This window comes from Pseudomonas sp. VI4.1, assembly GCF_002029345.1.
Lineage (GTDB): Bacteria > Pseudomonadota > Gammaproteobacteria > Pseudomonadales > Pseudomonadaceae > Aquipseudomonas.
The window spans coordinates 18713-39786 of sequence record NZ_MULM01000155.1 but is presented as its reverse complement, the minus strand read 5'-3'; the positions used below and the strand labels follow the sequence as shown (position 1 = coordinate 39786).

The following is a 21074-nucleotide window of genomic DNA, read 5'->3' as shown; positions in this document are numbered from 1 at the left end:
ACCTGCGACGCAGGGCATGTAAACCGGCAGGGTTTGCGCACTTGCAGCTAGAATAGCCGGACAATTTTTTCAGGAGGTGGCCGATGCAGGCTCTCGACGCGTTGCTCAACCGTGTTTCCGTTCCACGACTGCTTGAACCGGCACCCACCCCGGAGCAGCGCGAAGTGCTGTTTGCCGCTGCGATGCGTGCACCGGACCATGGCCACTTGCAGCCTTGGCGCTTTCTGACAGTCGAAGGCGCGGCGCGCGAGCAGATGGGCGAGTTGCTGGCCGAAGCGGCGCGGCTGCAGGACAGCGAAGTGTCCGAGGCGGCGCTGGACAAGGCGCGCAACGGGCCGCTGCGTGCGCCGCTGGTGGTGGTGGTGATCGCCCGTTTGCAGGACCACGTCAAATATCCGAAGTCCGAACAGCTGCTGGCGGCGGGTTGCGCGGCGCACGGGATTTTGCTGGCGGCCTATGCGCAAGGAATTGGTGCGGTATGGCGCACCGGTGAGCTGGCGTATTCGCCGCATGTGGCCAAAGGGTTGGGGCTGGCGGAAGGGGAAGAGGTGATCGCGTTTCTTTACCTGGGCACGCCGCAGAAGGAACCGCGGGTGGCGGAGAAGGTTGATCTGGCCGAATTCGTCAGCGCCTGGCCCGGAAAGGTCTGACCCCACCAATCAACTGTGGGAGCGGGCTTGCTCGCGAATGCGGTGTGTCAATTAACGCATGATTGCCTGACACACGCCTTCGCGAGCAAGCCCGCTCCCACAGGGTTTCAGGGTTGGATCACAGCCCCCGGCACCAACGGCAATTCGAGGCTGGCGATAAACCCACCCTGCGGATGATTGGCCAGCACCAGGCTCCCGCCATGGCGCTCCGCCGCACGACGGGCAATCGCCAATCCCAGGCCATGCCCCGCCGCAGTCTGTCCCGGTGCCCGATAGAACGGCTCACCCAACTGGCTCAAATGCTCGGCCTCCACACCGGGCCCATGGTCGCGCACGCTGACGACAATGCGCTCACCCTGGCGTGATGCCAGCATTTCTATCGATTGTCCTGCGGGGTTGAAGCGCTGGGCGTTGCGCAGCAGGTTGTCCACCGCGCGCTCGATCATGGTCGGCCAGCCTTTGAGGTTCAGTTGCGGCTCGGCCTCCAGGCGCACGTTCTGCTCCGGCGAACCTAACTGTGCATCTTTTTGCAGGGTGTTGAGCAAGGCATTCAGGTCCACCTCTTCGGCGCTGGCGTTGTCGGCATCGACCCGCGCCAGCACCAGGATTTCGCTGATCAGCGCTTCCAGCCGGTCGCATTCACGGGTCAGGCGTGGCCAGAGTTTTTCCCGTTCCTCGGGGTTGGCCCGTTCGGCCAGTGCCAGTGCAATGCGCAGTCGGGCGAGGGGCGAGCGCAATTCATGGGATACATCGCGCAACAGTTGCCGCTGGCTGCCGATCAGACTTTGCAGGCGCGCGCCCATCCGGTTGAAATCGTTGGCGAGCACGCCGAATTCATCGCGCCGGTTGGCCAGTTTCACCAGGCTGTTCTGTTGATAGGTGGTTTGCCCAAGGTCATGCACCGCGCCGCGCAAGCGGCTCAGCGGGCGGGTGATCGAAAAGGTCACCAGCAGACTGAACAGGGTCAGCACCACCAACGCAATGCCTAATGCACTCAACGGCCAGAGCAGGCTTTCGCGGTGCCAGGCGTCCAGTTCCGGATGGGGGATTCGATAGATCAGCAGGTAGGTGTCACCGGTTTTTGCGCTGGTGTACTCATCGGTCAGGCGGCGCCACGGCAGGCGGCGATCGTCGTTTTGCTGCCGCGCTTCAAAGGCTGCCGCGCGGCGGGGGAAAGTGCCGCGCACCACCGGATCGCCGCTCTCGTTGAGCACCTGGACGTCGATGTGATACTGGCGCTTGCGCTGTTGCAGAAGATCCTGGGCTGCATCTTCTCCCTGGGCTTCATAGGTTTGCGTCCACTGTTCGGCCAGGGTGTTGAGACCCGGGTGGCGGCTGAGAATCCACGCGTCCTGGTTGAGCATGTGCCCGAGCAGAATGGACAGCCCTGCCACCAGAGCGATGGCCAGCCAGAAGCTGGCCAGGATACGCCAGAACAATGAGCGCACAGATAATCCTCAGACAAACACAAAGCTAATGTAGGAGCTGGCTTGCCAGCGAAAGCGGTGTGTCATTCAACATTTGTGTCGACTGATACGCCGCCTTCGCTGGCAAGCCAGCTCCTACAATTTAAACCGGGTTGCGCCGGACCAACGGTGTTCAGCCGTTGGGTCCGGGGCTTGACGCATTATTATTGCGCTTTTTGCGGTTGTTGCGCTTTCCAGGCCTTGAACTCGGCCCATTCCGCGCGGCGCTCGGCCTTTTTCTTCTGGATCTCGTCGAACTGCTTCTGTTGATCCGGTTTCAGCAGGGCACGCACGTCGGCTTCGGCTTTCTTGTGGTTGGCGGCCATTTCGTCTTTCATGGCTTTCTGGTCGGCTGGCGACAGTTTTTCCAGGTACTTGTCGACCACTTGCTTACGCTCGTGCATCTGCTCGCCCATGATCTTGCGGATCTGCTCGCGCTGTTCGCGACTCAGGTCCAGCTGGCCGTACGGGCCTTTGCCGTGCATGCCGTGCATCTGGCCGCCGTGGCGCGAGCCGTCCATCGGGCCCATCGGGCCGGCGCCTTCAGGCATGGCCATGGCAACGGTCGGCAGGGCGGCAGCGAACATCAGAGCGATAAGAGTCTTGCGCATGGTGAATCTCCTTGTCTCGTTCCCGGTACGTTCCGGATGAGTGCAGATTACGCGGATCAAGGTCAGCGGCGGTCAGCGGAGCGTAAAGCTTGGGTAAAGACGATTTTGTACCGTCCTGACAAAAGCCCCTCCAACAGACGCCGGCATGCTGGCGAACCAGACGCCGCGGTGTGTAGGAGCCGGCTTGCTGGCGAAGCAGACGACGCGATGTGTCAGATACACCGCGGTCGCGCTGTAGGAGCGAGCTTGCTCGCGATGATCGTCAACGATAACGCTGGAAACCTGATACCCCATGGTGTTCTCAGGTCCATCGCGAGCAAGCTCGCTCCTACAGGGGGACGTAGGGTTCAGAGGCTGTAGTAATAGCCACGGCTGCGCAGGGCAACGATGCGCGGCCGGCCATCGGGGTGCGGGCCGATCTTTTTGCGCAGATTGCTGATGTGCATGTCCAGGCTGCGGTCGTACAGGGTCAGTTTGCGGCCGAGGGCGATCTGCGCCAGATCCTGTTTGTCCAGCGGTTCACCGGGTTGCTTGAGCAGCGCTTCGAGCAGGCGGCTTTCGGAAACGGTGAGGGTGAATTCCTGTTGATCGATGCTGACCACGCCGCGCACCGGGCTGAAACACAGGTCGCCCAGTTCGAGCTGGCTGGACACCGCCGTCGGATGACTGCGGCGGCAATACCGCGCGCAAGCGCGCTGTCAGTTCCCGTGGATCGCAGGGTTTGGCCAGGTAATCGTCGGCACCGAGTTCCAGGCCGAGGATACGATCCAGCGGCTCGCCGCGGGCCGAGAGCATCAGCACCGGCAAGTCCGGGTGATCGCTGCGCAGTTGCTTGAGCAACTCCAGGCCGCTGCCGTCCGGCAGCATCACGTCCAGCACCACGGCCGCCGGCGAGGTTTCCGCCAGCGCGCGACGGGCGCTGCGGCCATCGTGGCAGGCGCGGACGTGGAAGCCTTCCTGGCTCAGCCAACTGCTCAGGAGCTCACACAGCTCCTGATCATCATCAATTAATAACAACTCGCTCATGAATCACTCAATTTAGCCATTGCCGACGTTCTGCTTGTACCACTGGCGAAGATACCGCAGAGCAGGGCCAACCGCACCGAGGACGAACCATTGTTGCCGGTCGGTCTGGATGTGGCAGCGGACTGTTGGACGGCTGACTCACTATCATCAGACACAACGGACCTTTTCAGACACAACGAACCTTTGCGTATCGCGACGCCTGGTGCCAATACGGTTACTGGACAGGTTATCGGCCGGTGAAGGAGAAGAATGAGCGTTGAGCGCGCGATGAACCGGGAAGGTTCATCGCACGGGGGATATTACGGGAGGACTTGCTTGAACGGCTTGACCGAAACGTTGGCGTAGACGCCGGCGGCGATATACGGATCGGCGTCGGCCCAGGCCTGGGCGGCGCCCAGGGAGTCGAATTCGGCGACGATCAGGCTGCCGGTGAAACCCGCGGCCCCCGGATCATTGCTGTCGACGGCCGGGTGCGGGCCGGCCAGTACGATGCGGCCTTCGCCTTTGAGCACTTGCAGGCGCTCAAGGTGGGCAGGCCGTGCGGCCAGGCGGGCTTCCAGGGAGTTGGCGACGTCTGTGGCAATGATTGCGTAAAGCATGTCAGTCCTCGGTTTTTGGCGTTGTGGTATCGGCGTCGTGCAAATGGCGGGACAGGTAGATGCCCTGTGCGACCAGGAACAGCAAGGTCATGCCCAGGCTGCCGAAGACCTTGAAGTCGACCCAGTAGCTCTGGAAGGTGAACGCGACAAACAGGTTGGCGGCGCCACAAAACAGGAAAAACCCGATCCAGGCGATGTTCAGTCGGGTCCAGACCGGGTCCGGCAGGGTCAGCGCGTGGCCCATGATGCGCTTGATCAACAATTGCTCGCCGACGAAGTGGCTGCCGATGAACGCCAGGGCAAACAGCCAGTTGACCACCGGGGCTTTCCATTTCAGGAAGGTCTCGCTGTGGAACGCCAGGGTCAGGCTGCCGAAGACCAGGCAGGCGATAAGGGTCAGCCACTGGCTCTTCTCCAGCTTGCGCTGCTTGAAATAGAGCGCGCCGTAGACCACCAGGGAGCTGACGATCAGCATCGCGGTGGCGCTGTAGATACCGCCGACGGTCAGTTGATGACCGGCGATGTCGACGACCCGTGGATCGATCTTGAACACAACGAAGAACAGCAGGAGCGGGATGAAATCGATGAATTGTTTCACAGTGGCAGCCAGAAGCAGGATGTGGCGGCATAATAACAAACATATGGGCGCGCGATAGCGCCAGCTGATTTGAGGTAATACATCCCCGTGAATGTTGACTTGCACTGCCACAGCACAGCCTCCGATGGCGCCCTGGCGCCTGCAATACTGGTTGCGCGTGCGTTCGAGAAAGGCGTGCGAGTCCTGGCCTTGACCGATCACGACACCCTCGAAGGCCTTGATGAGGCCCGCAGCACGGCGTCCACGCTGGGCATGCAACTGGTCAATGGCGTCGAATTGTCCTGCACCTGGGGGGGCGCGACCATCCATGTGCTGGGCTACGGATTTGATGTGAATGCACCACCGCTGGTCGAGGCGATTGCCAGATTGCACGATGGCCGCTGGCTGCGGTCCGAAGAAATAAGCCGCAAGTTGGCGTTGAAAGGCATGCCGGGAGCGCTGGAAGGTGCCCGGGCCATTCAGCAGGAACTGGGCGACAGCGGCAACGCGCCGGCCCGTCCGCACTTCGCCGACTGGATGGTGCGCGAGGGTTACGTCAAGGATCGCGCCGAGGCGTTCCGCAAATGGCTGGGCGCCGGCAAGCTGGGGGACGTCAAGCAACACTGGCCGACCCTGGAAGACACCGTCGAAACCCTGCGCGCGGCGAAAGCCTGGGTCAGCCTGGCGCATCCCTGGCATTACGATTTCACTCGCAGCAAACGTCGCCGGCTGATTGCCGACTATATTCAAGCAGGGGGCCATGCGATCGAAGTGGTCAATGGCCATCAGCCTGCGGAGCAAGTGGGCAGCCTGGCGATTCTTGCCCGCGAGTTCGGTCTGCTGGTCAGCGCCGGCAGTGATTTTCATGGCCCTGGAGGCTGGTCCGAGATCGGTGAATATCGCCCGATTCCGGAGGATCTGCCGCCATTGTGGTGTCGATTCAAACATGACCCAATTATTGCCGCCGTCTGAACAGGTAGAAAATGTGAGTCAATTTTTCCAGATTCATCCGGAAAACCCGCAAGCGCGCCTGATCAAACAGGCTGTCGAGATCATCCGCGGCGGCGGGGTGGTGATTTATCCCACGGACTCGTCCTACGCCATTGGTTGCCAGATCGGTGACAAGAACGCCGTGGAGCGCGTGCGCCGCTTGCGGCAACTGGATGAAAAGCACAACTTCGCGCTGATTTGCAGCGACCTGTCGCAACTGGGGTTGTTCGCCAAGATCGACACCGGCACCTTCCGCCTGCTCAAGGCGCATCTGCCGGGCCCCTACACCTTCATCCTCAATGCCACCCGCGAAGTCCCGCGCCTGCTGTTGCATCCGAAAAAACGCACCATCGGCCTGCGCGTGCCGGCCCACCCGATTGCCCTGGCCCTGCTGGAAGAACTCGGTGAACCGTTGATGAGCGTGACCCTGATCATGCCCGGTGACACCGACCCGATGAGCGATCCCTACGAAATGCGCCAGTTGCTCGAGCATCAGGTCGACCTGATCATCGACGGCGGTTTCGGCGGGATCAAGGCGTCCACGGTGATCAACCTCGCTGACGGCGAGCCCGAAGTGATCCGCGTCGGTTGTGGCGACCCCACGCCATTCATGGCCGAGGCCTAGATGTCCGCAGTAGAACCCGTCGACAGTCAGGCCGGAGCCCAGCAAGAGCTGCCCTTCGCCATGGTCTATGGCCAGGCGGTCATGGAAATGCCGCTGGACCTGTATATCCCGCCGGACGCGCTCGAGGTTTTTCTCGAGGCCTTCGAAGGCCCACTCGACCTGTTGCTGTACCTGATCCGCAAACAGAACATCAACATCCTCGACATCCCGGTGGCGGAAATCACCCGTCAGTACATGGGTTATGTCGAACTGATGCAGTCGGTGCGCCTGGAGCTGGCCGCGGAATACCTGGTGATGGCCGCGATGCTGGCCGAGATCAAGTCGCGGATGTTGCTGCCCCGTGCCGAAACCATCGCAGACGAAGAAGACGACCCGCGCGCCGAACTGATCCGGCGCTTGCAGCAGTACGAACGCTTCAAGGCGGCCGCCGAAGGCATCGATGGCTTGAGCCGCGTCGGTCGTGACGTGGTGGTGCCCAAGCTTGACGCCCCCGAGGCCAGGGCGCGCAAACTGTTGCCGGACGTGAGTCTGGAAGAGTTGCTGATGTCCATGGCCGAGGTCCTGCGCCGGGGCGACATGTTCGAAAGCCACCAGGTCAGCCGCGAGGCATTGTCCACCCGCGAACGCATGAGCGATGTGCTGGAACGGCTCAAGGGCGGCGGTTTCGTGCCGTTTGTCGAACTGTTCACCGCGGAAGAAGGACGCCTGGGGGTGGTGGTGACCTTTATGGCGATCCTCGAACTGGTCAAGGAATCCCTGGTCGAGCTGGTGCAGAATGAACCGTTCGCGGCGATCCACGTCCGGGCCCGAGCCGAATAACGAGTTGAATCATGAACCTGAGTGAACCCCGCGAGCTGGCGCCATTGCTTGAAGCCTTTCTGTTGGCCTCGGGAAAACCGCAATCGCTTGAACGCTTGTTCGAACTGTTCGAAGAGGGTGAACGGCCCGAGCCGCCGGTCTTCAAGAAAGCCCTGACGATTCTGGCCAAGTCCTGCGACGGCCGCGCCTTCGAGCTGAAGGAAGTCGCCTCCGGGTATCGCCTGCAGATCCGTGAAAAGTTCTCGCCATGGGTCGGACGCCTGTGGGAAGAGCGGCCGCAACGCTATTCCCGCGCCATGCTCGAAACCATGGCCCTGATCGCCTATCGCCAACCGATTACCCGGGGCGAGATCGAAGACGTACGGGGCGTGGCGGTCAACACTCACATCGTCAAGACCCTGCTGGAACGCGAGTGGATCCGCATCGTCGGCTATCGCGAAGTGCCCGGCAAACCGGCGATGTTCGCCACCACCAAAGTCTTTCTCGATCACTTCAACCTGAAAAACCTCGACGATCTGCCGCCCCTGGCCGAGCTGCGCGAGCTTGAACCTGATCCGGTACTGGATTTCGACGACGCACCGGTGCCAGCCGGGCTGCAAGCGCTGGCGGATGCCACTGCCGAGCCGGAAGAGCCGAAGGAGGAAACCAGTTTCCATACGTTGCTGCAGGAGCTGGACACGATGGAGGAGGGGCTCAAGACCGATTTCGACGACCTGCTGCGCGACGGGGCTGCGACTGAAACTGAAGAGGTTTCGGACCCGCCTGAGATCGAAACTGAACTTCAGTTCGAGGCTGAAGCCATAGTTGAAGAAGTGCAGGAAGAGGAGCAGGAGCAGGACGAAGAGCGGGAAGATGACGTGCTTGGCGTCGCCGAAGCTCGGGAAAAACTCCTGGCCGCTGTCGCTGCGCTGGATCAGCACAAACCCGAACCGGAATTGAGCGACGAAGAAGCCGAAGCCCGGGCCCTCGCCGAAGCGATCGAAGCCGAACGCCGCGAATTCGACGACTGACCACACATTCTGTGGGCACTGAGATTCCCTGTAGGAGCCGGCTTGCTGGCGATGGCGGTGACACATTCAACACATGTGCTGGCTGTCAGGACGCCATCGCCAGAAGCCGGCTCCTACACGGGTTTGTGTTGACTGGAGTATTCGATGAGCTCAACCAAAGACCCCTGCATCAGCCTCTGCAAATTCACCGACGACATCTGCATCGGCTGCGGCCGCAGCAAGCGCGAGATCAAGGCCTGGAAGAAACTCGACAAGGTCGACAAGCGCACGGTGCTGGCTGAAGCGGCGCTGCGGTTGATCAAGCTGGGCGCCACCGGTCGGCGGAAAAACAAATAACCAGGCCTGCATCGACTAGTCTCTGATGCGCGAGCGCTCGCATGAGCGTATGATTCGCGACCCTCCGGCGATCCCTTCGCCCGAGTACCCAGCTTTCAACGCTTCAGGCACTCACTTCAGAGCTGCCTGAACAGACCACACCGGGAGGTGCCCAGATGAGTATCAAAGACCAGAAAGACGACCAGGAAATCGGCCCAGCAGGCGAAAAGCTGCAGAAAGTCCTCGCCCGCATCGGCGTCGGCTCGCGCCGTGACGTAGAAGCCTGGATCAGCCACGGCCGCATCAAGGTCAATGGCAAAGACGCCACCCTCGGCCTGCGTGTCGACATGCACGACGCCATCACCATCGATGGCAAGGTGATCAAGCGCGAAGAAGCCGCCGAGTCGGTACGCCGCGTGATCATGTACAACAAGCCCGACGGTGAAATCTGCACCCGCCTCGACCCGGAAGGCCGTCCGACCGTGTTCGACAAGATGCCAAAACCGAAAGAAGGTCGCTGGATCAACATCGGCCGCCTGGACATCAACACCACCGGTCTGCTGATGTTCACCACCGACGGTGAACTGGCCAACCGCCTGATGCACCCGTCCTACGAAATGGACCGTGAATACGCAGTCCGTGTGCGTGGCGAAGTCGATGACGAAATGATCGAGCGCCTTAAGGCGGGCGTCGTTCTCGAAGACGGCCCGGCCAAGTTCACCGACATCAAGCAAGCCCCGGGTGGCGAAGGTTTCAACCACTGGTACCACTGCGTGGTGATGGAAGGTCGCAACCGCGAAGTCCGTCGCCTGTGGGAATCCCAGGGCCTGGTGGTCAGCCGTCTGAAGCGCGTGCGTTTCGGTCCGGTGTTTCTCAACTCCGACCTGCCGATGGGTCGCTGGCGCGAAATGAGCCAGTACGAAGTCGACATTCTGAGTGCTGAAGTAGGCCTGACGCCGGTGGCCATGCCGCAGATGAACGCCAAGAGCAAAGACAAGCTCGATCGCATGCAGCGTAAATCGTCGCGTCCGATGGGCAAGACCGAGCGCGTGCGTTCGTTGCGTCCAGCCATCGGTAACCAGACCGCTGCTACGCCGCGGGACTCCCGTGAGCCGCAGATCGAAGGCGAGCGTCCGGCCCGCAAGCCAGCCGCACCCCGTGCAGACGGCGAGCGCGGTCCACGCACGCCGCGTCCGGCCAACGGTCGCACCGAACGCGGTGAAGGCCGCGGTGCGCCAAGCGGTGGTCGCAGTGATCGCGGCGCCCCGGCAGGTCGTGGTCAACCTCGTGGTGATTCGGCTCGCGGTACGCCAGTGGCGGACCGTCCGTCCGACACCAAGCGCCCGGCCAAGCCAGCGCCGAAGAAACGCCCAGGCATCGTCCTGGTCGACAAGGACGCACCATCGGGCAAACGCCGCGGCGCGCCAGCCGGCTCCGGCCAGCGTCCGGGCTTTGGTCGTCGCAAGCCTGAGTAAGCAGTAAGCGCTTGATAAAAAACGCCAGCCTTCGGGTTGGCGTTTTTTTTTGGTCTGGCTTTAGTGATGTGGTGAATGTTCGGGCCGTCTTCGCGAGCAAGCCCGCTCCCACAAGGTTGCCGGGGTGTTCACAGATCATGTGATCGCCCCGAAACCTTGTGGGAGCGGGCTTGCTCGCGAAGGCGCCAGTAGCAACTCCATCGGACTCGGAGTGGAAAACCGTTGTTACGCCCTGTAACGAAAATTTGACGGAATCCAATGATTTCTCCCGTGGAATCGTCACCCACCAAACGCTGTAAGAAAATACTTCCACTCGCTGGCTGTTCGAATGCTTTCCTGCCCTCTGGCCCGCTTGTTTCAAAGCCTCATCAAGGATCAGATGCGCCCCATGCCTGTCGTGCAGGTGCATAACAAGAAGGAGGCGCAATGTACGCCGTGACTCATCTCCATCTCTCCCAGTGGGGCGATTTTCCTGCCGCCACCGTCCCGGACCTGCAAAGGTCTGACTCAATTTTTGCAGCCGCCCGAGCCATTCGGGGCGGACACAGGCAATCCCGGCAAACGGCTCGTTGATCCAACGGTGTCTGGCAGCAGGGGGTTACAGGTGTACAATGCGCCGCGTTTTAACTGTGACCTCCTGCGCATCTGCGCAAACCTCAAGGTTACCCGCCTTGTTAACTCCGCCACGTCACGAGCGTGTCGGGTCCGATTTCGTCACAGATAAAAACAAACAGGTGACGCATGACCGTTGTAAAAACGCTGGACTCCCGGTGCCTGCGCTGGGGTTTGATCGGCGCTGCTTGAAGCCGTAACCGAGCAGCAACGTCTAACGAACATCATCAAACCTTGCGTGAGACCCTTTTCATGAGTGGACAAAACTCGCATTCAGGCGAGCTGAAGCGCGGCCTGAAAAATCGCCATATTCAACTGATCGCCCTCGGTGGCGCGATCGGTACCGGACTGTTCCTCGGTTCGGCCGGGGTACTGAAATCCGCTGGCCCGTCGATGATCCTCGGCTACGCCATCTGCGGCTTCATTGCGTTCATGATCATGCGCCAGCTCGGCGAAATGATTGTCGAAGAGCCGGTGGCCGGTTCCTTCAGCCACTTCGCGCACAAGTACTGGGGCGGTTTCGCCGGTTTCCTGTCGGGCTGGAACTGCTGGATCCTGTACATCCTGGTGGGCATGTCGGAGCTGACCGCGGTCGGCAAATACATCCACTACTGGGCGCCGGATATCCCGACCTGGGTCTCGGCCGCCGGGTTCTTCGTGCTGATCAACCTGATCAACCTGGCCAACGTCAAAGTCTTCGGCGAGGCCGAGTTCTGGTTTGCGATCATCAAGGTCGTGGCCATCGTCGGCATGATTGCCCTCGGCAGCTACCTGCTGGTCAGCGGCAACGGCGGCCCGCAAGCGTCGGTGAGCAACCTGTGGTCCCACGGCGGCTTCTTCCCGAACGGTATCAGCGGTCTGGTCATGGCCATGGCGATTATCATGTTCTCCTTCGGCGGCCTGGAAATGCTCGGTTTCACCGCAGCAGAAGCCGATCAGCCGAAAACCGTGATCCCCAAAGCCATCAACCAGGTGATCTACCGGATCCTGATTTTCTACATCGGTGCGCTGGTCATTCTGCTGTCGCTGACGCCATGGGACAGCCTGCTGGAGACCCTGAACGCATCCGGCGACTCCTACAGCGGCAGCCCGTTCGTACAAGTGTTCTCGATGCTCGGCAGCAACACCGCCGCGCACATCCTCAATTTCGTGGTCCTGACCGCGGCATTGTCGGTGTACAACAGCGGCACCTACTGCAACAGCCGCATGCTGCTGGGCATGGCCGAGCAGGGCGATGCGCCGAAAGCCCTGGCGAAGATCGACAAGCGCGGTGTGCCTGTGCGCTCGATCCTGGCGTCGGCCGCAGTGACGCTGATCGCCGTGCTGCTGAACTACCTGATTCCGCACAGCGCCCTTGAGCTGTTGATGTCACTGGTGGTTGCGACCCTGGTGATCAACTGGGCAATGATCAGCTTCTCGCACTTCAAGTTCCGCCAGCACATGGACAAAACCAGACAGACGCCGCTGTTCAAGGCCCTGTGGTACCCGTACGGCAACTACGTGTGCCTGGCGTTCGTGGTGTTCATCCTCGGCGTGATGCTGTTGATCCCGGGGATCCAGATCTCGGTGTACGCGATTCCGGTGTGGGTGGCATTCATGTGGATCTGCTACGGCATCAAGAACAAGCGTCGTGACCACGGCGCAGCAGTGGCCGGCTCCGCGGTCAAGTAGGAAAAGGATGACAACAAAAAAGCCGGCTTCTGCCGGTTTTTTTGTCTGCGGTCCTACGCGAGGTGACGATAGACTGCCCGCGCCAGATAAAAGGAGGCAAGCATGAGCGAAGGACCAACGCATTACGAAATAGAAGGCGGCCTGTTGGGCCGTGAGGACGTTCAGGCCGCGATTGATCATCACGGCTTGCCGCTGCGCTTCATTGGCGTGGACTTCACCGACGCCGACTTGTCGCGGCTGGTGCTGGATCACTGCGAGTTCCAGCGCTGCAGCCTGCTGCGCACTCAGTTCCTCGGGGCTCGCCTGGAAGGCACGCAGTGGAAGGGGTGCCGGGGGGCGCACGGGATTTTCGAAGCCGCGCACCTGCTGGAAGCATCGTTCAGTAATTGTGATCTGAACAACACGCGGTGGCAGCGAGCCAAATTGGCGCAAGTCGTGTTCAACGGCTGCAAGCTGACCGGCGCCAACTTCAGTCACTGCTCGAGCCTGGGTCTTTCGTTCAATGAAACGCGACTCAACAGTGCTTTTTTACCGGGGATGTCCTTTGCCAGAAGCACGCTGAACAACCTGGATTTTTCTGAAGCGGACCTGAGTGACGCGGACTTTCGCAAGGCCGAGTTTGTCGACTGCAGCCTGGCCCATGCCCGTATCAATGGCGCGACATTCGCCGGTGCGGATTTGCGCGGCGCCGATTTGAGCGGCTTTCGACTCAATGATGCCAAACTGTTCAAGGGGGCGGTGATTTCTCGCGCACAAGCCTCGATGCTGCTGTCGGAGCTGGGTTTAACTGTCGCATAGCAATCTGAGGTAACGATTTTCCATGCTGGTGATTTCCAACAACGTGCATCTGCCGGATGCCGAGATCGAATTGACGGCCATTCGTGCCCAGGGGGCGGGTGGGCAGAACGTCAACAAGGTCTCCAGCGCGGTGCACCTGCGCTTCGACATTCCGGCCTCGTCCTTGCCCGAGTTCTACAAGGAGCGGCTGCTGGCGCTGCGGGACAGCCGGATCACCAGTGAAGGCGTGTTGATCATCAAGGCCCAGCAATACCGCACCCAGGAAGCCAATCGCGCCGACGCGCTGGAGCGCCTGACCGAGTTGATCCTCAGCGCCACCAAGGTCGAAAAGAAACGCCGTCCGACCAAGCCGACCCTCGGTTCGAAAAAGCGCCGGCTCGAATCCAAGACCAAGCGCGGCAGCATCAAGGCCGGGCGTGGCAAGGTCGACTTCTAACGCGCGCGCCGTTCTTCGCGGTACTTCTCACTCAGGTGTTTTGGCGCCTGCCGATACAGGTAGACGCTCAGGGCCAGACCGCTCAGGGCGGCGAGGGCGGCGAACAGGAAGATCGAGGCAAAGCCGAAACCTGCCGCGATCGCACCGGCCAACGGGCCAGTAATCCCCAGTGACAAATCGATGAACAACGAATAAGCCCCGACCGCCGCGCCACGGCTGGAGGCCGGCACCAGGTTGACCGCTTCCACCCCCAGTGCCGGGAACACCAGCGAGAAGCCGAAACCGCTCAGCGCTGCGCCAGCCAGCGCCCAATGCGCATCCGGCGCCAGCCACAGCAACAGCAAGCCCAGGGTTTCCACCGACAGGCAGGCGATCGCCACGCGAAAGCCGCCGAGGCGGTTGATCAGGTTGCCGAACAGCAATCGGGCGCCGATGAAGCTGGCGCCGAACAGGCTCAGGCACAGCACCGCGTTATCCCAGTGTTGCGTGGCGTAATACAGGGTGATGAAGGTTGCGATAGTGCCGAAACCGATGGAGCCCAGCGCCAGTCCACAGCCATGGGGCAGCACCCGCCCCAGCACATGCATGAACGGCAGGCGTTCGCCGACCACGATCGGCGCCGCGGTTTTCGGCCAGGCCAACGCCAGGCCGAGGATGGCCAGCAGCACGATACTCACGCCCATGCTCCACAAGCCCCATCGACTGACCAGCAGCACCCCCAGCGGCGCACCGACCGCCAGCGCGCCATAGCTGGCGATGCCGTTCCAGGAGATGACCTTGGCGGTGTTCGCTGCGCCGACCCGGCCGATGCCCCAGCCGATCGAGCCCGAACCGACCAGGCTTTCCGCGCTGCGAGCACCAGCCGGCCGATCAACAGGCTGATCAGGCTCAAGGTCGGCAGGCTCTGGGTCCAGGCGGAAATCAGCATGAACACACCGCTCAAGCCGCAACCGGCGAGGCCGTACATCACCGCGAGTTTGCTGCCCTTGTTATCGATGATTTTCCCGGCATAGGGCCGGCTGAGCAGGGTGGCCAGGTATTGCACGCTGATCACCAGGCCGGCGATCACCGCACCGAAACCCAGGTCGCTGTGGACGTAGCCCGGCAATACGGCCAGGGGAATGCCGATATTGAGGTAGCCGATGAAGGTAAACAGGACGATGGAGACGACTTGCAGCGTGACCGCCAGGGGGCGCTGGTTTTCAGACATGAGGTAAAGGTCCACGGGGCAGCAGGATAGATAGGCTGCTTATGATAGCGGCGCGAGCGGCCGCGGGTCGTGGAAAAGTAAAACTATTTGCCGCAGAGGGTCATTCAGGGTGCTGCGGAGCAACCAGTTGCGTCGTGACCAGGGCGGCCAAGGCGTTTTCTTCGCTGCCGAAACGGGCGAGCAAGGCGGCTTGTTTCTCGGGGGACAGGCGGTGCCAGATCTCGATCATCTTCTCGGCGGTGCCGATCAGGACGTTGGCCTGCTGCTCTTCAAAAGAAGGGGTGGATTCGTCGGTCATGGGGTGGCGCTCGAGGTTCAGGCGGTGTGGAAAGCGCATGTTAGCGCTTTCCACACGGTCTGGCATTGCAGGTGTTTCAGTCTTCGCTGTCGGCCTGGCGGCGTTCAGATGCTTCTTTCGGCTCGGCCTGTTGGGCACCGGCTTGTTGCGTGGTCGTCTGCTCAGTTTCGTGCAGGCTTGGGAAGGGGAGATTAGGGATCTCGTGCATTTCGCGCTCCTCGCAAAGTCTGTTGATAGATCTGGGTAGATCCGCGCTTTTAAAAAGCCTGGGAAGGATACAGGAGTCGAAATGACAAATAGAGTTTTAAATCCATTTGTTTCGACGGATGGGGTTGTATAGACAAACCTGTTGCGATTACGCGATCCCCTGTAGGAGCTGGCAAGCCAGCTCCTACGCGGGGGGCAGATGGTTATTTGCAGACGTCGGCAATCGCCTCGGCCAGCAGATCCAGGCGCGTCGCATCTATCCCCGCCACGTTCGCCCGGCCAGTGCCGACCATGTACACGCTGTGCTGATCACGCAGTTTTTTTACCTGCTCCGGCGTCAACCCGGTGTAGGAAAACATTCCGCGCTGCACGCCAATATGCGCAAAGCGCTCGCGCAATCCGTGCGGCTCCAGGGCTTCCACCAGGCCGCTGCGCAGCTGGGCGATACGCAGGCGCATCGTCTCCACTTCATCGGCCCAGAGACTTTTCAGCTGCGGATCGCCGAGGATGGTCGCCACGACAGCGGCGCCGTGATCCGGCGGCGTCGACCACAGGTTGCGGGCGATGTTCGCCAGTTGGCTGCGGATGTCCACCAGCTTGTCGGCGGTCTTGGCGCAGACAATCAACGCGCCGGTACGGTCGCGGTACAAGCCGAAGTTCTTCGAGCAGGAACTGGTGATCAGCACTTCCGGCAACTCGGCGGCGAACAGCCGGGTCGACCAGGCATCCTGTTCCAGGCCATCGCCGAAGCCCTGGTAGGCAAAATCAATCAGGGGCAGCAGGTCGCGGCTGCGCACGACCTTCAATAACCGGCGCCAGTCGTCATGGGACAGGTCGAACCCGGTCGGATTGTGGCAGCAGGCGTGCAGCAGCACGACATCACCCTTTGGCGCTGCTTCGAGTGCCGCCAGCATAGCGTCGACGTCGAGACGGTTGTCGCTGCCCACGTAAGGGTAGTGACTGACCTTGACCCCCGCCGCGGCGAAGATGGTTTCATGAATCGGCCAGGTCGGGTTGCTCAGCCACACGCCACGGCCCGGCAGGCACTGCGCGATGAAGTCGGCGCTCAGGCGCAATGCGCCGGTGCCGCCCGGCGTCTGCGTCACGCCGGCCCGTTGTTCGGCGATCAGCGCAGAGTCGGCACCCAGTACCAGCTCATTGATGACTTTGCCGAACGCCGGTTCGCCGTGGCCGCCGATGTAGGTCTTGGTGGCCTGACGATCCACCAGCTGCGCCTCGGCGAGCTTCACCGCCTGAGGGATCGAGGTCAGGCCCTGGGCATCTTTGTAGACGCCCACGCCGAGGTCGAATTTGCGCGGGTTCGGGTCCTGCGCATAGGCCTCCATCAGGCCGAGGATCGGGTCGCCGGGGACTCGGCCTATGGCGTCGAAATGCATTATTTGCGGCCCTCGGCGTCCTTGGCCACGTCGTCGGTGCGCGCGGCCATGATGAAATCGTTGCGGTGCAGGCCCTTGATGGAATGGCTCCACCAGGTCACGGTGACTTTGCCCCACTCGGTCAGCAGGCCCGGGTGGTGACCTTCGGCCTCGGAGATTTCACCGACGGCGTTGGTGAACGCCAGGGCGTGCTTGAAATTCTTGAACAGGAACACTTTTTCCAGCTGCATCACGCCGTCGCGAACTTCGATGTTCCAGTCAGGGATCTGCTTGAGCAGCACCGGCAGTTCTTCGTCGCTGACCTGAGGGGCGCCGGCTTGGCAGGCTTCGCAGTGGGCTTGGTTCAATGTGGACATGATGAATTCCTGAAATCGAATTATTGGAAATCGGCCGTCAGTGCTCCCACGCTAAACCAAAGCGTCGGTTCCTGACAGGCTCACTTGATTCTAAAAGCTGCGGATCACGCAGCTTTTGGCGGAAATTTGGGGGTGTGCAAGCCCAGCTGCATGCCTTGCTTGACCATGCTCATGATGTCTTCATGGGCCACATCGAACAGGCGCTTGAGGTTCGGCAGGACAAAGTACAGCGGTTGCAGGATGTCGATGCGATACGGCGTGCGCATGCATTCCAGCGGGTCGAACGTGTGGTGTTCAGGTTCGTTCGACAGGCAGTACACCGTTTCTTTAGGCGAGGACAGGATGCCGCCGCCGTAGATGCGCAGGCCTTGCGGCGTATCGACCAGGCCAAACTCGATGGTCATCCAGTACAGGCGCGCCAGGTACACGCGCTCTTCCTTGGTCGCCTGCAGGCCGAGTTTGCCGTAGGTGTGGGTGAATTCGGCGAACCAGGGGTTAGTCAGCAGCGGGCAGTGACCGAAGATCTCGTGGAAAATGTCCGGCTCTTGCAGGTAATCCAGCTCTTCGCGGGTACGAATAAAGGTCGCCACCGGAAACTGCTTGTTGGCGAGCAATTCAAAAAAGGTCTGGAAGGGGATCAGTGCAGGCACCCGGGCGACTTGCCAGCCGGTGGTTTCACCGAGCACCTTGTTGATCTCGCCCAGTTGCGGAATGCGGTCGTGGGGCAGACCGAGTTTTTCGATACCGTCCAGGTATTCCTGGCACGCACGCCCTTCGATCACTTTCAGTTGGCGAGTGATCAGCGTGTTCCACACCGCGTGTTCTTCGGCGGGGTAGTCGATAAAACCTTGCGCATCGGGCTCGCGAGCCACGTAGTGCGTCTGCTTCATGCTGCTCTCCTGCTAGGGGATTTCGTTCTTGTTATGTCCTGCTATGGACTTAGAAATACCCCAAGGCGTTCGGCGTTGCAGCAGGTGGTTTGCAGCGGGCGCAGGAAAAAACCACGGTTTTCGTAAAGTATTCGTTACGGTTTGCCGGGTGTCGCGCAAGTATTGAGATCTGCGGGCTTGAAATGGCTTCCAGGTGTCACATAATCTTGACGACTATCTGAGCGCCTCAGCAGAAAAACACGCTCAAAGGCATTGGCACACCTGTAGGAGCTGGCTTGCCAGCGAAAGCGGTGTGTCATTCGATACATGTATTGGCTGACACACCGCCTTCGCTGCAAGCCAGCTCCTACAGGTATGCACGGGCATCAACTCATTCACCGAATTTTCGGGCCTTTATATGCGTATCAAAGTCCACTGCCAGAACCGCATCGGCATTCTGCGCGACATTCTCAACCTGCTGGTGGAGTACGGGATCAACGTCGCTCGCGGCGAGGTCGGCGGTGAGCATGGCAATGCCATCTACCTGCATTGCCCGAACCTGATCAACATTCAGTTCCAGGCGCTGCGGCCGAAATTCGAATCGATTGCCGGGGTCTTCGGGGTCAAGCGTGTCGGGCTGATGCCCAGCGAGCGTCGGCACATGGAGCTCAATGCGTTGCTCGGCGCGCTGGAGTTTCCGGTGCTGTCGATCGACATGGGCGGCTCGATCGTCGCGGCCAACCGCGCGGCGGCGCAGTTGCTCGGGGTGCGCGTCGATGAGGTGCCGGGGATCCCGTTGTCGCGCTACGCCGAGGATTTCGACTTGCCGGAACTGGTGCGCGCCAACAAGTCGCGGATCAACGGGCTGCGGGTCAAGGTCAAGGGCGACGTGTTTCTCGCCGACATTGCGCCGTTGCAGTCGGAGCATGACGACAGCGAGCCATGGCCGGCGCGGTGCTGACCCTGCATCGCGCGGATCGGGTGGGCGAGCGCATTTATAACGTGCGCAAGCAGGAACTGCGCGGGTTCGACAGCATTTTCCAGAGCTCGAAAGTGATGGCCGCCGTGGTGCGCGAAGCCCGGCGCATGGCGCCGCTGGATGCGCCGCTCTTGATCGAAGGCGAAACCGGCACCGGCAAGGAGTTGCTGGCGCGCGCCTGCCACCTGGCGAGCCCCCGTGGCCAGTCACCGCTGATGGCGCTCAACTGCGCCGGCCTGCCGGAGTCCATGGCCGAGACCGAGTTGTTCGGCTACGGCCCCGGGGCCTTCGAAGGGGCGCGGGCCGAAGGCAAGCTCGGGCTGCTGGAGCTGACGGCGGCGGTACGCTGTTTCTCGATGGCGTCGGCGAAATGAGCCCGCGTGCAGGTGAAATTGCTGCGCTTCCTGCAGGACGGTTGCTTCCGTCGCGTCGGCAGTGATGAAGAGGTTTACCTGGATGTGCGCGTGATCTGCGCGACCCAGGTCGACCTGTCCGAGCTGTGCGCACGGGGGGAGTTTCGCCAGGATCTGTATCACCGCCTGAACGTGCTGTCGTTGCACATCCCGCCGTTGCGCGAGTGCCTGGACGGGTTGACGCCGCTGGTGGAGCACTTCCTCGATCAGGCCAGCCGGCAGATCGGTTGCCCGCTGCCGAAACTGGCGCCGGCGGCGATGGAGCGGCTCAGCCACTACCATTGGCCGGGCAATGTCCGGCAACTGGAGAACGTGTTGTTCCAGGCGGTTTCGTTGTGCGAGGGCGGGACGGTCAAGGCCGAGCACATTCGACTGCCGGATTATGGGGTGCGTCAGCCCCTTGGCGATTTCTCGCTGGAGGGCGGGCTGGACGAGATTGTCGGGCGCTTCGAAAAGGCGGTGCTGGAGCGGCTGTATTCCGAGCATCCGAGCAGTCGGCAACTGGGGAAGCGGTTGGGGGTTTCGCATACCACCATTGCCAACAAGTTGCGTGAGTATGAGGTGGGCAAGACGGAGTCATAGCGGGCACTTGCGGTGTTTGTTCCGGCCTCTTCGCGAGCAAGCCCGCTCCCACATTTGATCGCGTTTTTCCTGGAGGAACCCGGTCAAATGTGGGAGCGGGCTTGCTCGCGAAGGCGGTGGCGGCCATTACCCGAGACCAATCCTTGCCGCCTGACGGCATGACACCGCCGGTTTTTCGACTTTGACTCAACCCCCCATTCCCGCCTGAAACCCCTCAACCCCTTTGTTTGCCGGCCCCTGCACCGCCAGAAAAAAGTTGGTCTGCAAATTGCTTATCGCTCAGCAGTACAGCACTGGGCGGCAAACGTCCGGCAGGCAGAGGAAAGAGTGTGGACAAGTACCTTTATGTGGCAATGACCGGCGCCAGCCAGAATGCACTGGCGCAGAAGGCTCATGCGAACAACCTGGCGAACATCTCCACCAACGGCTTCCAGAAAGACCTGGAGCAGGCGCGTTCGATGCCGGTGTTCGGTGACGGCTTTGCGGCGCGGGCGTTTGCCCTGACCGAACGTCCGGCCACCGACTTTTCCCCTGGCGCGCTGGTAGAAACCGGCCGCGACCTCGATGTCGCCGTGCAAGGCAACGGCTGGATTGCGGTGCAAAACCCCAACGGCGGCGAAAGCTACGTGCGCACCGGCAGCCTGAACGTCGACGCCCTCGGCGTGCTGCGGGCCGGCAACGGCATGCCGGTGCTGGGCAATGGCGGGCCGATTGCCGTGCCGCCCGAGCAGCAGATCGAAGTGGGCGAGGACGGCAGCATCAGCATTCGGGCGATGGGCGAGGGCCCGCGGGTGATGGCGCAAGTCGACCGGATCAAACTGGTCAACCCGGACTTCAAGAACATGACCAAGGGCCTGGACGGTTCGATCCACACCAAGGACGGCCAGCCGGCGCAAGCCGATGCCAACGTCAAGCTGGTGTCCGGCTTCCTCGAGTCGAGCAACGTCAATGCCGTGGAAGAGATGACCTCGGTGCTGGCCCTGGCCAAGCAGTTCGAACTGCACGTCAAGATGATGAACACCGCCAAAGAAGACGACCAGGCCATGGCTCGGGTCTTGCAGATCTAATAATCATCAGAACGTC

22 protein-coding genes and 3 pseudogenes are annotated in these 21074 nt (G+C 61.3%); 14 read left to right on the top strand and 11 right to left on the bottom strand.

What is annotated here, in order from left to right; translation table 11 throughout:
* Nucleotides 1-83: 83 nt before the first annotated feature.
* The gene (locus tag BZ163_RS16220; RefSeq protein WP_128871753.1) at nucleotides 84-650 is read left to right on the top strand and encodes an NAD(P)H nitroreductase; all 567 of its coding nucleotides are present in this window, start codon (nucleotides 84-86) and stop codon (nucleotides 648-650) included.
* A gap of 107 nt (nucleotides 651-757) precedes the next feature.
* On the opposite strand, the gene BZ163_RS16215 is transcribed toward BZ163_RS16220, so the two are convergent.
* The 5 genes and pseudogenes from BZ163_RS16215 to BZ163_RS16190 form a co-directional block, all read right to left on the bottom strand.
* Entirely contained in the window at nucleotides 758-2098 is a 1341-nt protein-coding gene (locus BZ163_RS16215) for a cell wall metabolism sensor histidine kinase WalK (RefSeq protein WP_128871752.1), read from the bottom strand.
* 182 nt (nucleotides 2099-2280) lie between these two features.
* Nucleotides 2281-2727 carry a Spy/CpxP family protein refolding chaperone gene (locus BZ163_RS16210; RefSeq protein WP_128871751.1) on the bottom strand — a complete coding sequence of 149 codons (447 nt, stop codon included), beginning with the start codon at nucleotides 2725-2727 and terminating at the stop codon, nucleotides 2281-2283.
* A 347-nt stretch (nucleotides 2728-3074) separates the two neighbouring features.
* A pseudogene (locus BZ163_RS16200) lies at nucleotides 3075-3753 on the bottom strand (response regulator transcription factor).
* A 299-nt stretch (nucleotides 3754-4052) separates the two neighbouring features.
* Nucleotides 4053-4352 carry a YciI family protein gene (locus tag BZ163_RS16195; RefSeq protein ID WP_128871749.1) on the bottom strand — a complete coding sequence of 100 codons (300 nt, stop codon included), beginning with the start codon at nucleotides 4350-4352 and terminating at the stop codon, nucleotides 4053-4055.
* Nucleotide 4353: 1 nt separating this feature from the next.
* Nucleotides 4354-4950 (bottom strand): septation protein A, encoded by a 597-nt coding sequence (locus tag BZ163_RS16190; RefSeq protein WP_128871748.1) that lies wholly within the window; start codon nucleotides 4948-4950, stop codon nucleotides 4354-4356.
* Between the two features lie 87 nt (nucleotides 4951-5037).
* Between BZ163_RS16190 and BZ163_RS16185 the strand changes: the two genes are divergently transcribed.
* The 9 genes from BZ163_RS16185 (at nucleotide 5038) to arfB (ending at nucleotide 13680) form a co-directional block, all read left to right on the top strand.
* A complete protein-coding gene (locus BZ163_RS16185) occupies nucleotides 5038-5901 on the top strand; it encodes a PHP domain-containing protein (protein WP_128871747.1) in 864 nt (287 codons plus the stop codon).
* A 13-nt stretch (nucleotides 5902-5914) separates the two neighbouring features.
* Nucleotides 5915-6544 (top strand): L-threonylcarbamoyladenylate synthase, encoded by a 630-nt coding sequence (locus BZ163_RS16180; protein WP_128871746.1) that lies wholly within the window; start codon nucleotides 5915-5917, stop codon nucleotides 6542-6544.
* Nucleotides 6545-6604: 60 nt separating this feature from the next.
* Nucleotides 6605-7363 carry a ScpA family protein gene (locus BZ163_RS16175; RefSeq protein ID WP_178084774.1) on the top strand — a complete coding sequence of 253 codons (759 nt, stop codon included), beginning with the start codon at nucleotides 6605-6607 and terminating at the stop codon, nucleotides 7361-7363.
* A gap of 11 nt (nucleotides 7364-7374) precedes the next feature.
* On the top strand, nucleotides 7375-8373 hold the full coding sequence (scpB, locus tag BZ163_RS16170) for an SMC-Scp complex subunit ScpB (RefSeq protein WP_128871744.1): 999 nt from the start codon (nucleotides 7375-7377) through the stop codon (nucleotides 8371-8373).
* 144 nt (nucleotides 8374-8517) lie between these two features.
* The gene (locus BZ163_RS16165) at nucleotides 8518-8709 is read left to right on the top strand and encodes a DUF1289 domain-containing protein (protein ID WP_128871743.1); all 192 of its coding nucleotides are present in this window, start codon (nucleotides 8518-8520) and stop codon (nucleotides 8707-8709) included.
* Nucleotides 8710-8864: 155 nt separating this feature from the next.
* On the top strand, nucleotides 8865-10163 hold the full coding sequence (rluB, locus tag BZ163_RS16160; protein WP_128871742.1) for a 23S rRNA pseudouridine(2605) synthase RluB: 1299 nt from the start codon (nucleotides 8865-8867) through the stop codon (nucleotides 10161-10163).
* 864 nt (nucleotides 10164-11027) lie between these two features.
* A complete protein-coding gene (locus BZ163_RS16155; protein WP_128871741.1) occupies nucleotides 11028-12446 on the top strand; it encodes an amino acid permease in 1419 nt (472 codons plus the stop codon).
* A gap of 102 nt (nucleotides 12447-12548) precedes the next feature.
* Complete coding sequence (locus BZ163_RS16150; protein ID WP_128871740.1) at nucleotides 12549-13244, top strand: pentapeptide repeat-containing protein; 696 nt, start codon at nucleotides 12549-12551, stop codon at nucleotides 13242-13244.
* Nucleotides 13245-13266: 22 nt separating this feature from the next.
* A complete protein-coding gene (gene arfB, locus BZ163_RS16145; RefSeq protein ID WP_008010994.1) occupies nucleotides 13267-13680 on the top strand; it encodes an alternative ribosome rescue aminoacyl-tRNA hydrolase ArfB in 414 nt (137 codons plus the stop codon).
* On the opposite strand, the pseudogene BZ163_RS16140 reads toward arfB, so the two are convergent.
* The 6 genes and pseudogenes from BZ163_RS16140 to phhA all read right to left on the bottom strand — a co-directional run bounded on the left by BZ163_RS16140 (nucleotide 13677) and on the right by phhA (nucleotide 18038).
* Nucleotides 13677-14890, bottom strand: a pseudogene (locus BZ163_RS16140) (MFS transporter). The gene arfB and the pseudogene BZ163_RS16140 sit on opposite strands and share 4 nt — an antisense overlap.
* A gap of 100 nt (nucleotides 14891-14990) precedes the next feature.
* Nucleotides 14991-15227 (bottom strand): hypothetical protein, encoded by a 237-nt coding sequence (locus BZ163_RS16135; protein ID WP_178084712.1) that lies wholly within the window; start codon nucleotides 15225-15227, stop codon nucleotides 14991-14993.
* Between the two features lie 37 nt (nucleotides 15228-15264).
* Entirely contained in the window at nucleotides 15265-15396 is a 132-nt protein-coding gene (locus BZ163_RS35700; RefSeq protein WP_256579046.1) for a hypothetical protein, read from the bottom strand.
* Nucleotides 15397-15598: 202 nt separating this feature from the next.
* Nucleotides 15599-16792 (bottom strand): amino acid aminotransferase, encoded by a 1194-nt coding sequence (locus tag BZ163_RS16130; RefSeq protein WP_128871739.1) that lies wholly within the window; start codon nucleotides 16790-16792, stop codon nucleotides 15599-15601.
* Nucleotides 16792-17148: a 4a-hydroxytetrahydrobiopterin dehydratase gene (locus BZ163_RS16125; protein WP_128871738.1), complete on the bottom strand. Its 357-nt coding sequence runs from the start codon at nucleotides 17146-17148 to the stop codon at nucleotides 16792-16794. The genes BZ163_RS16130 and BZ163_RS16125 overlap by 1 nt, the downstream gene beginning before the upstream one ends.
* A 104-nt stretch (nucleotides 17149-17252) precedes the next feature.
* Nucleotides 17253-18038, bottom strand: a complete 786-nt coding sequence (phhA, locus tag BZ163_RS16120; protein WP_128871737.1) for a phenylalanine 4-monooxygenase — start codon at nucleotides 18036-18038, stop codon at nucleotides 17253-17255.
* Nucleotides 18039-18435: 397 nt separating this feature from the next.
* On the opposite strand from phhA, the gene BZ163_RS35695 reads away from it, so the two are divergent.
* The 4 genes and pseudogenes from BZ163_RS35695 to BZ163_RS16110 all read left to right on the top strand — a co-directional run bounded on the left by BZ163_RS35695 (nucleotide 18436) and on the right by BZ163_RS16110 (nucleotide 21058).
* On the top strand, nucleotides 18436-18978 hold the full coding sequence (locus tag BZ163_RS35695; protein ID WP_256579045.1) for an ACT domain-containing protein: 543 nt from the start codon (nucleotides 18436-18438) through the stop codon (nucleotides 18976-18978).
* Nucleotides 18960-19511 (top strand): annotated as a pseudogene (locus BZ163_RS35690) (sigma 54-interacting transcriptional regulator); the annotation flags it as partial. The gene BZ163_RS35695 and the pseudogene BZ163_RS35690, both read left to right, overlap by 19 nt.
* 156 nt (nucleotides 19512-19667) lie before the next feature.
* A complete protein-coding gene (locus BZ163_RS35685; protein WP_256579047.1) occupies nucleotides 19668-19991 on the top strand; it encodes a TyrR/PhhR family helix-turn-helix DNA-binding protein in 324 nt (107 codons plus the stop codon).
* Between the two features lie 329 nt (nucleotides 19992-20320).
* Nucleotides 20321-21058: a flagellar basal body rod protein FlgF gene (locus BZ163_RS16110; RefSeq protein ID WP_128871736.1), complete on the top strand. Its 738-nt coding sequence runs from the start codon at nucleotides 20321-20323 to the stop codon at nucleotides 21056-21058.
* Nucleotides 21059-21074: the final 16 nt, after the last annotated feature.

Excerpts from the sequence above, each read along its gene's own strand:
- BZ163_RS16220 (WP_128871753.1), top strand. The coding sequence starts at position 84 with ATGCAGGCTCTCGACGCGTTGCTCAACCGTGTTTCCGTTCCACGACTG.
- BZ163_RS16210 (WP_128871751.1), bottom strand. The coding sequence starts at position 2,727 with ATGCGCAAGACTCTTATCGCTCTGATGTTCGCTGCCGCCCTGCCGACC.
- BZ163_RS16195 (WP_128871749.1), bottom strand. The coding sequence starts at position 4,352 with ATGCTTTACGCAATCATTGCCACAGACGTCGCCAACTCCCTGGAAGCC.
- BZ163_RS16175 (WP_178084774.1), top strand. The coding sequence starts at position 6,605 with ATGGTCTATGGCCAGGCGGTCATGGAAATGCCGCTGGACCTGTATATC.
- scpB (WP_128871744.1), top strand. The coding sequence starts at position 7,375 with ATGAACCTGAGTGAACCCCGCGAGCTGGCGCCATTGCTTGAAGCCTTT.
- BZ163_RS16165 (WP_128871743.1), top strand. The coding sequence starts at position 8,518 with ATGAGCTCAACCAAAGACCCCTGCATCAGCCTCTGCAAATTCACCGAC.
- rluB (WP_128871742.1), top strand. The coding sequence starts at position 8,865 with ATGAGTATCAAAGACCAGAAAGACGACCAGGAAATCGGCCCAGCAGGC.
- BZ163_RS16155 (WP_128871741.1), top strand. The coding sequence starts at position 11,028 with ATGAGTGGACAAAACTCGCATTCAGGCGAGCTGAAGCGCGGCCTGAAA.
- BZ163_RS16150 (WP_128871740.1), top strand. The coding sequence starts at position 12,549 with ATGAGCGAAGGACCAACGCATTACGAAATAGAAGGCGGCCTGTTGGGC.
- arfB (WP_008010994.1), top strand. The coding sequence starts at position 13,267 with ATGCTGGTGATTTCCAACAACGTGCATCTGCCGGATGCCGAGATCGAA.
- BZ163_RS16135 (WP_178084712.1), bottom strand. The coding sequence starts at position 15,227 with ATGCGCTTTCCACACCGCCTGAACCTCGAGCGCCACCCCATGACCGAC.
- BZ163_RS35700 (WP_256579046.1), bottom strand. The coding sequence starts at position 15,396 with ATGCACGAGATCCCTAATCTCCCCTTCCCAAGCCTGCACGAAACTGAG.
- BZ163_RS16130 (WP_128871739.1), bottom strand. The coding sequence starts at position 16,792 with ATGCATTTCGACGCCATAGGCCGAGTCCCCGGCGACCCGATCCTCGGC.
- BZ163_RS16125 (WP_128871738.1), bottom strand. The coding sequence starts at position 17,148 with ATGTCCACATTGAACCAAGCCCACTGCGAAGCCTGCCAAGCCGGCGCC.
- phhA (WP_128871737.1), bottom strand. The coding sequence starts at position 18,038 with ATGAAGCAGACGCACTACGTGGCTCGCGAGCCCGATGCGCAAGGTTTT.
- BZ163_RS35695 (WP_256579045.1), top strand. The coding sequence starts at position 18,436 with ATGCGTATCAAAGTCCACTGCCAGAACCGCATCGGCATTCTGCGCGAC.
- BZ163_RS35685 (WP_256579047.1), top strand. The coding sequence starts at position 19,668 with ATGGAGCGGCTCAGCCACTACCATTGGCCGGGCAATGTCCGGCAACTG.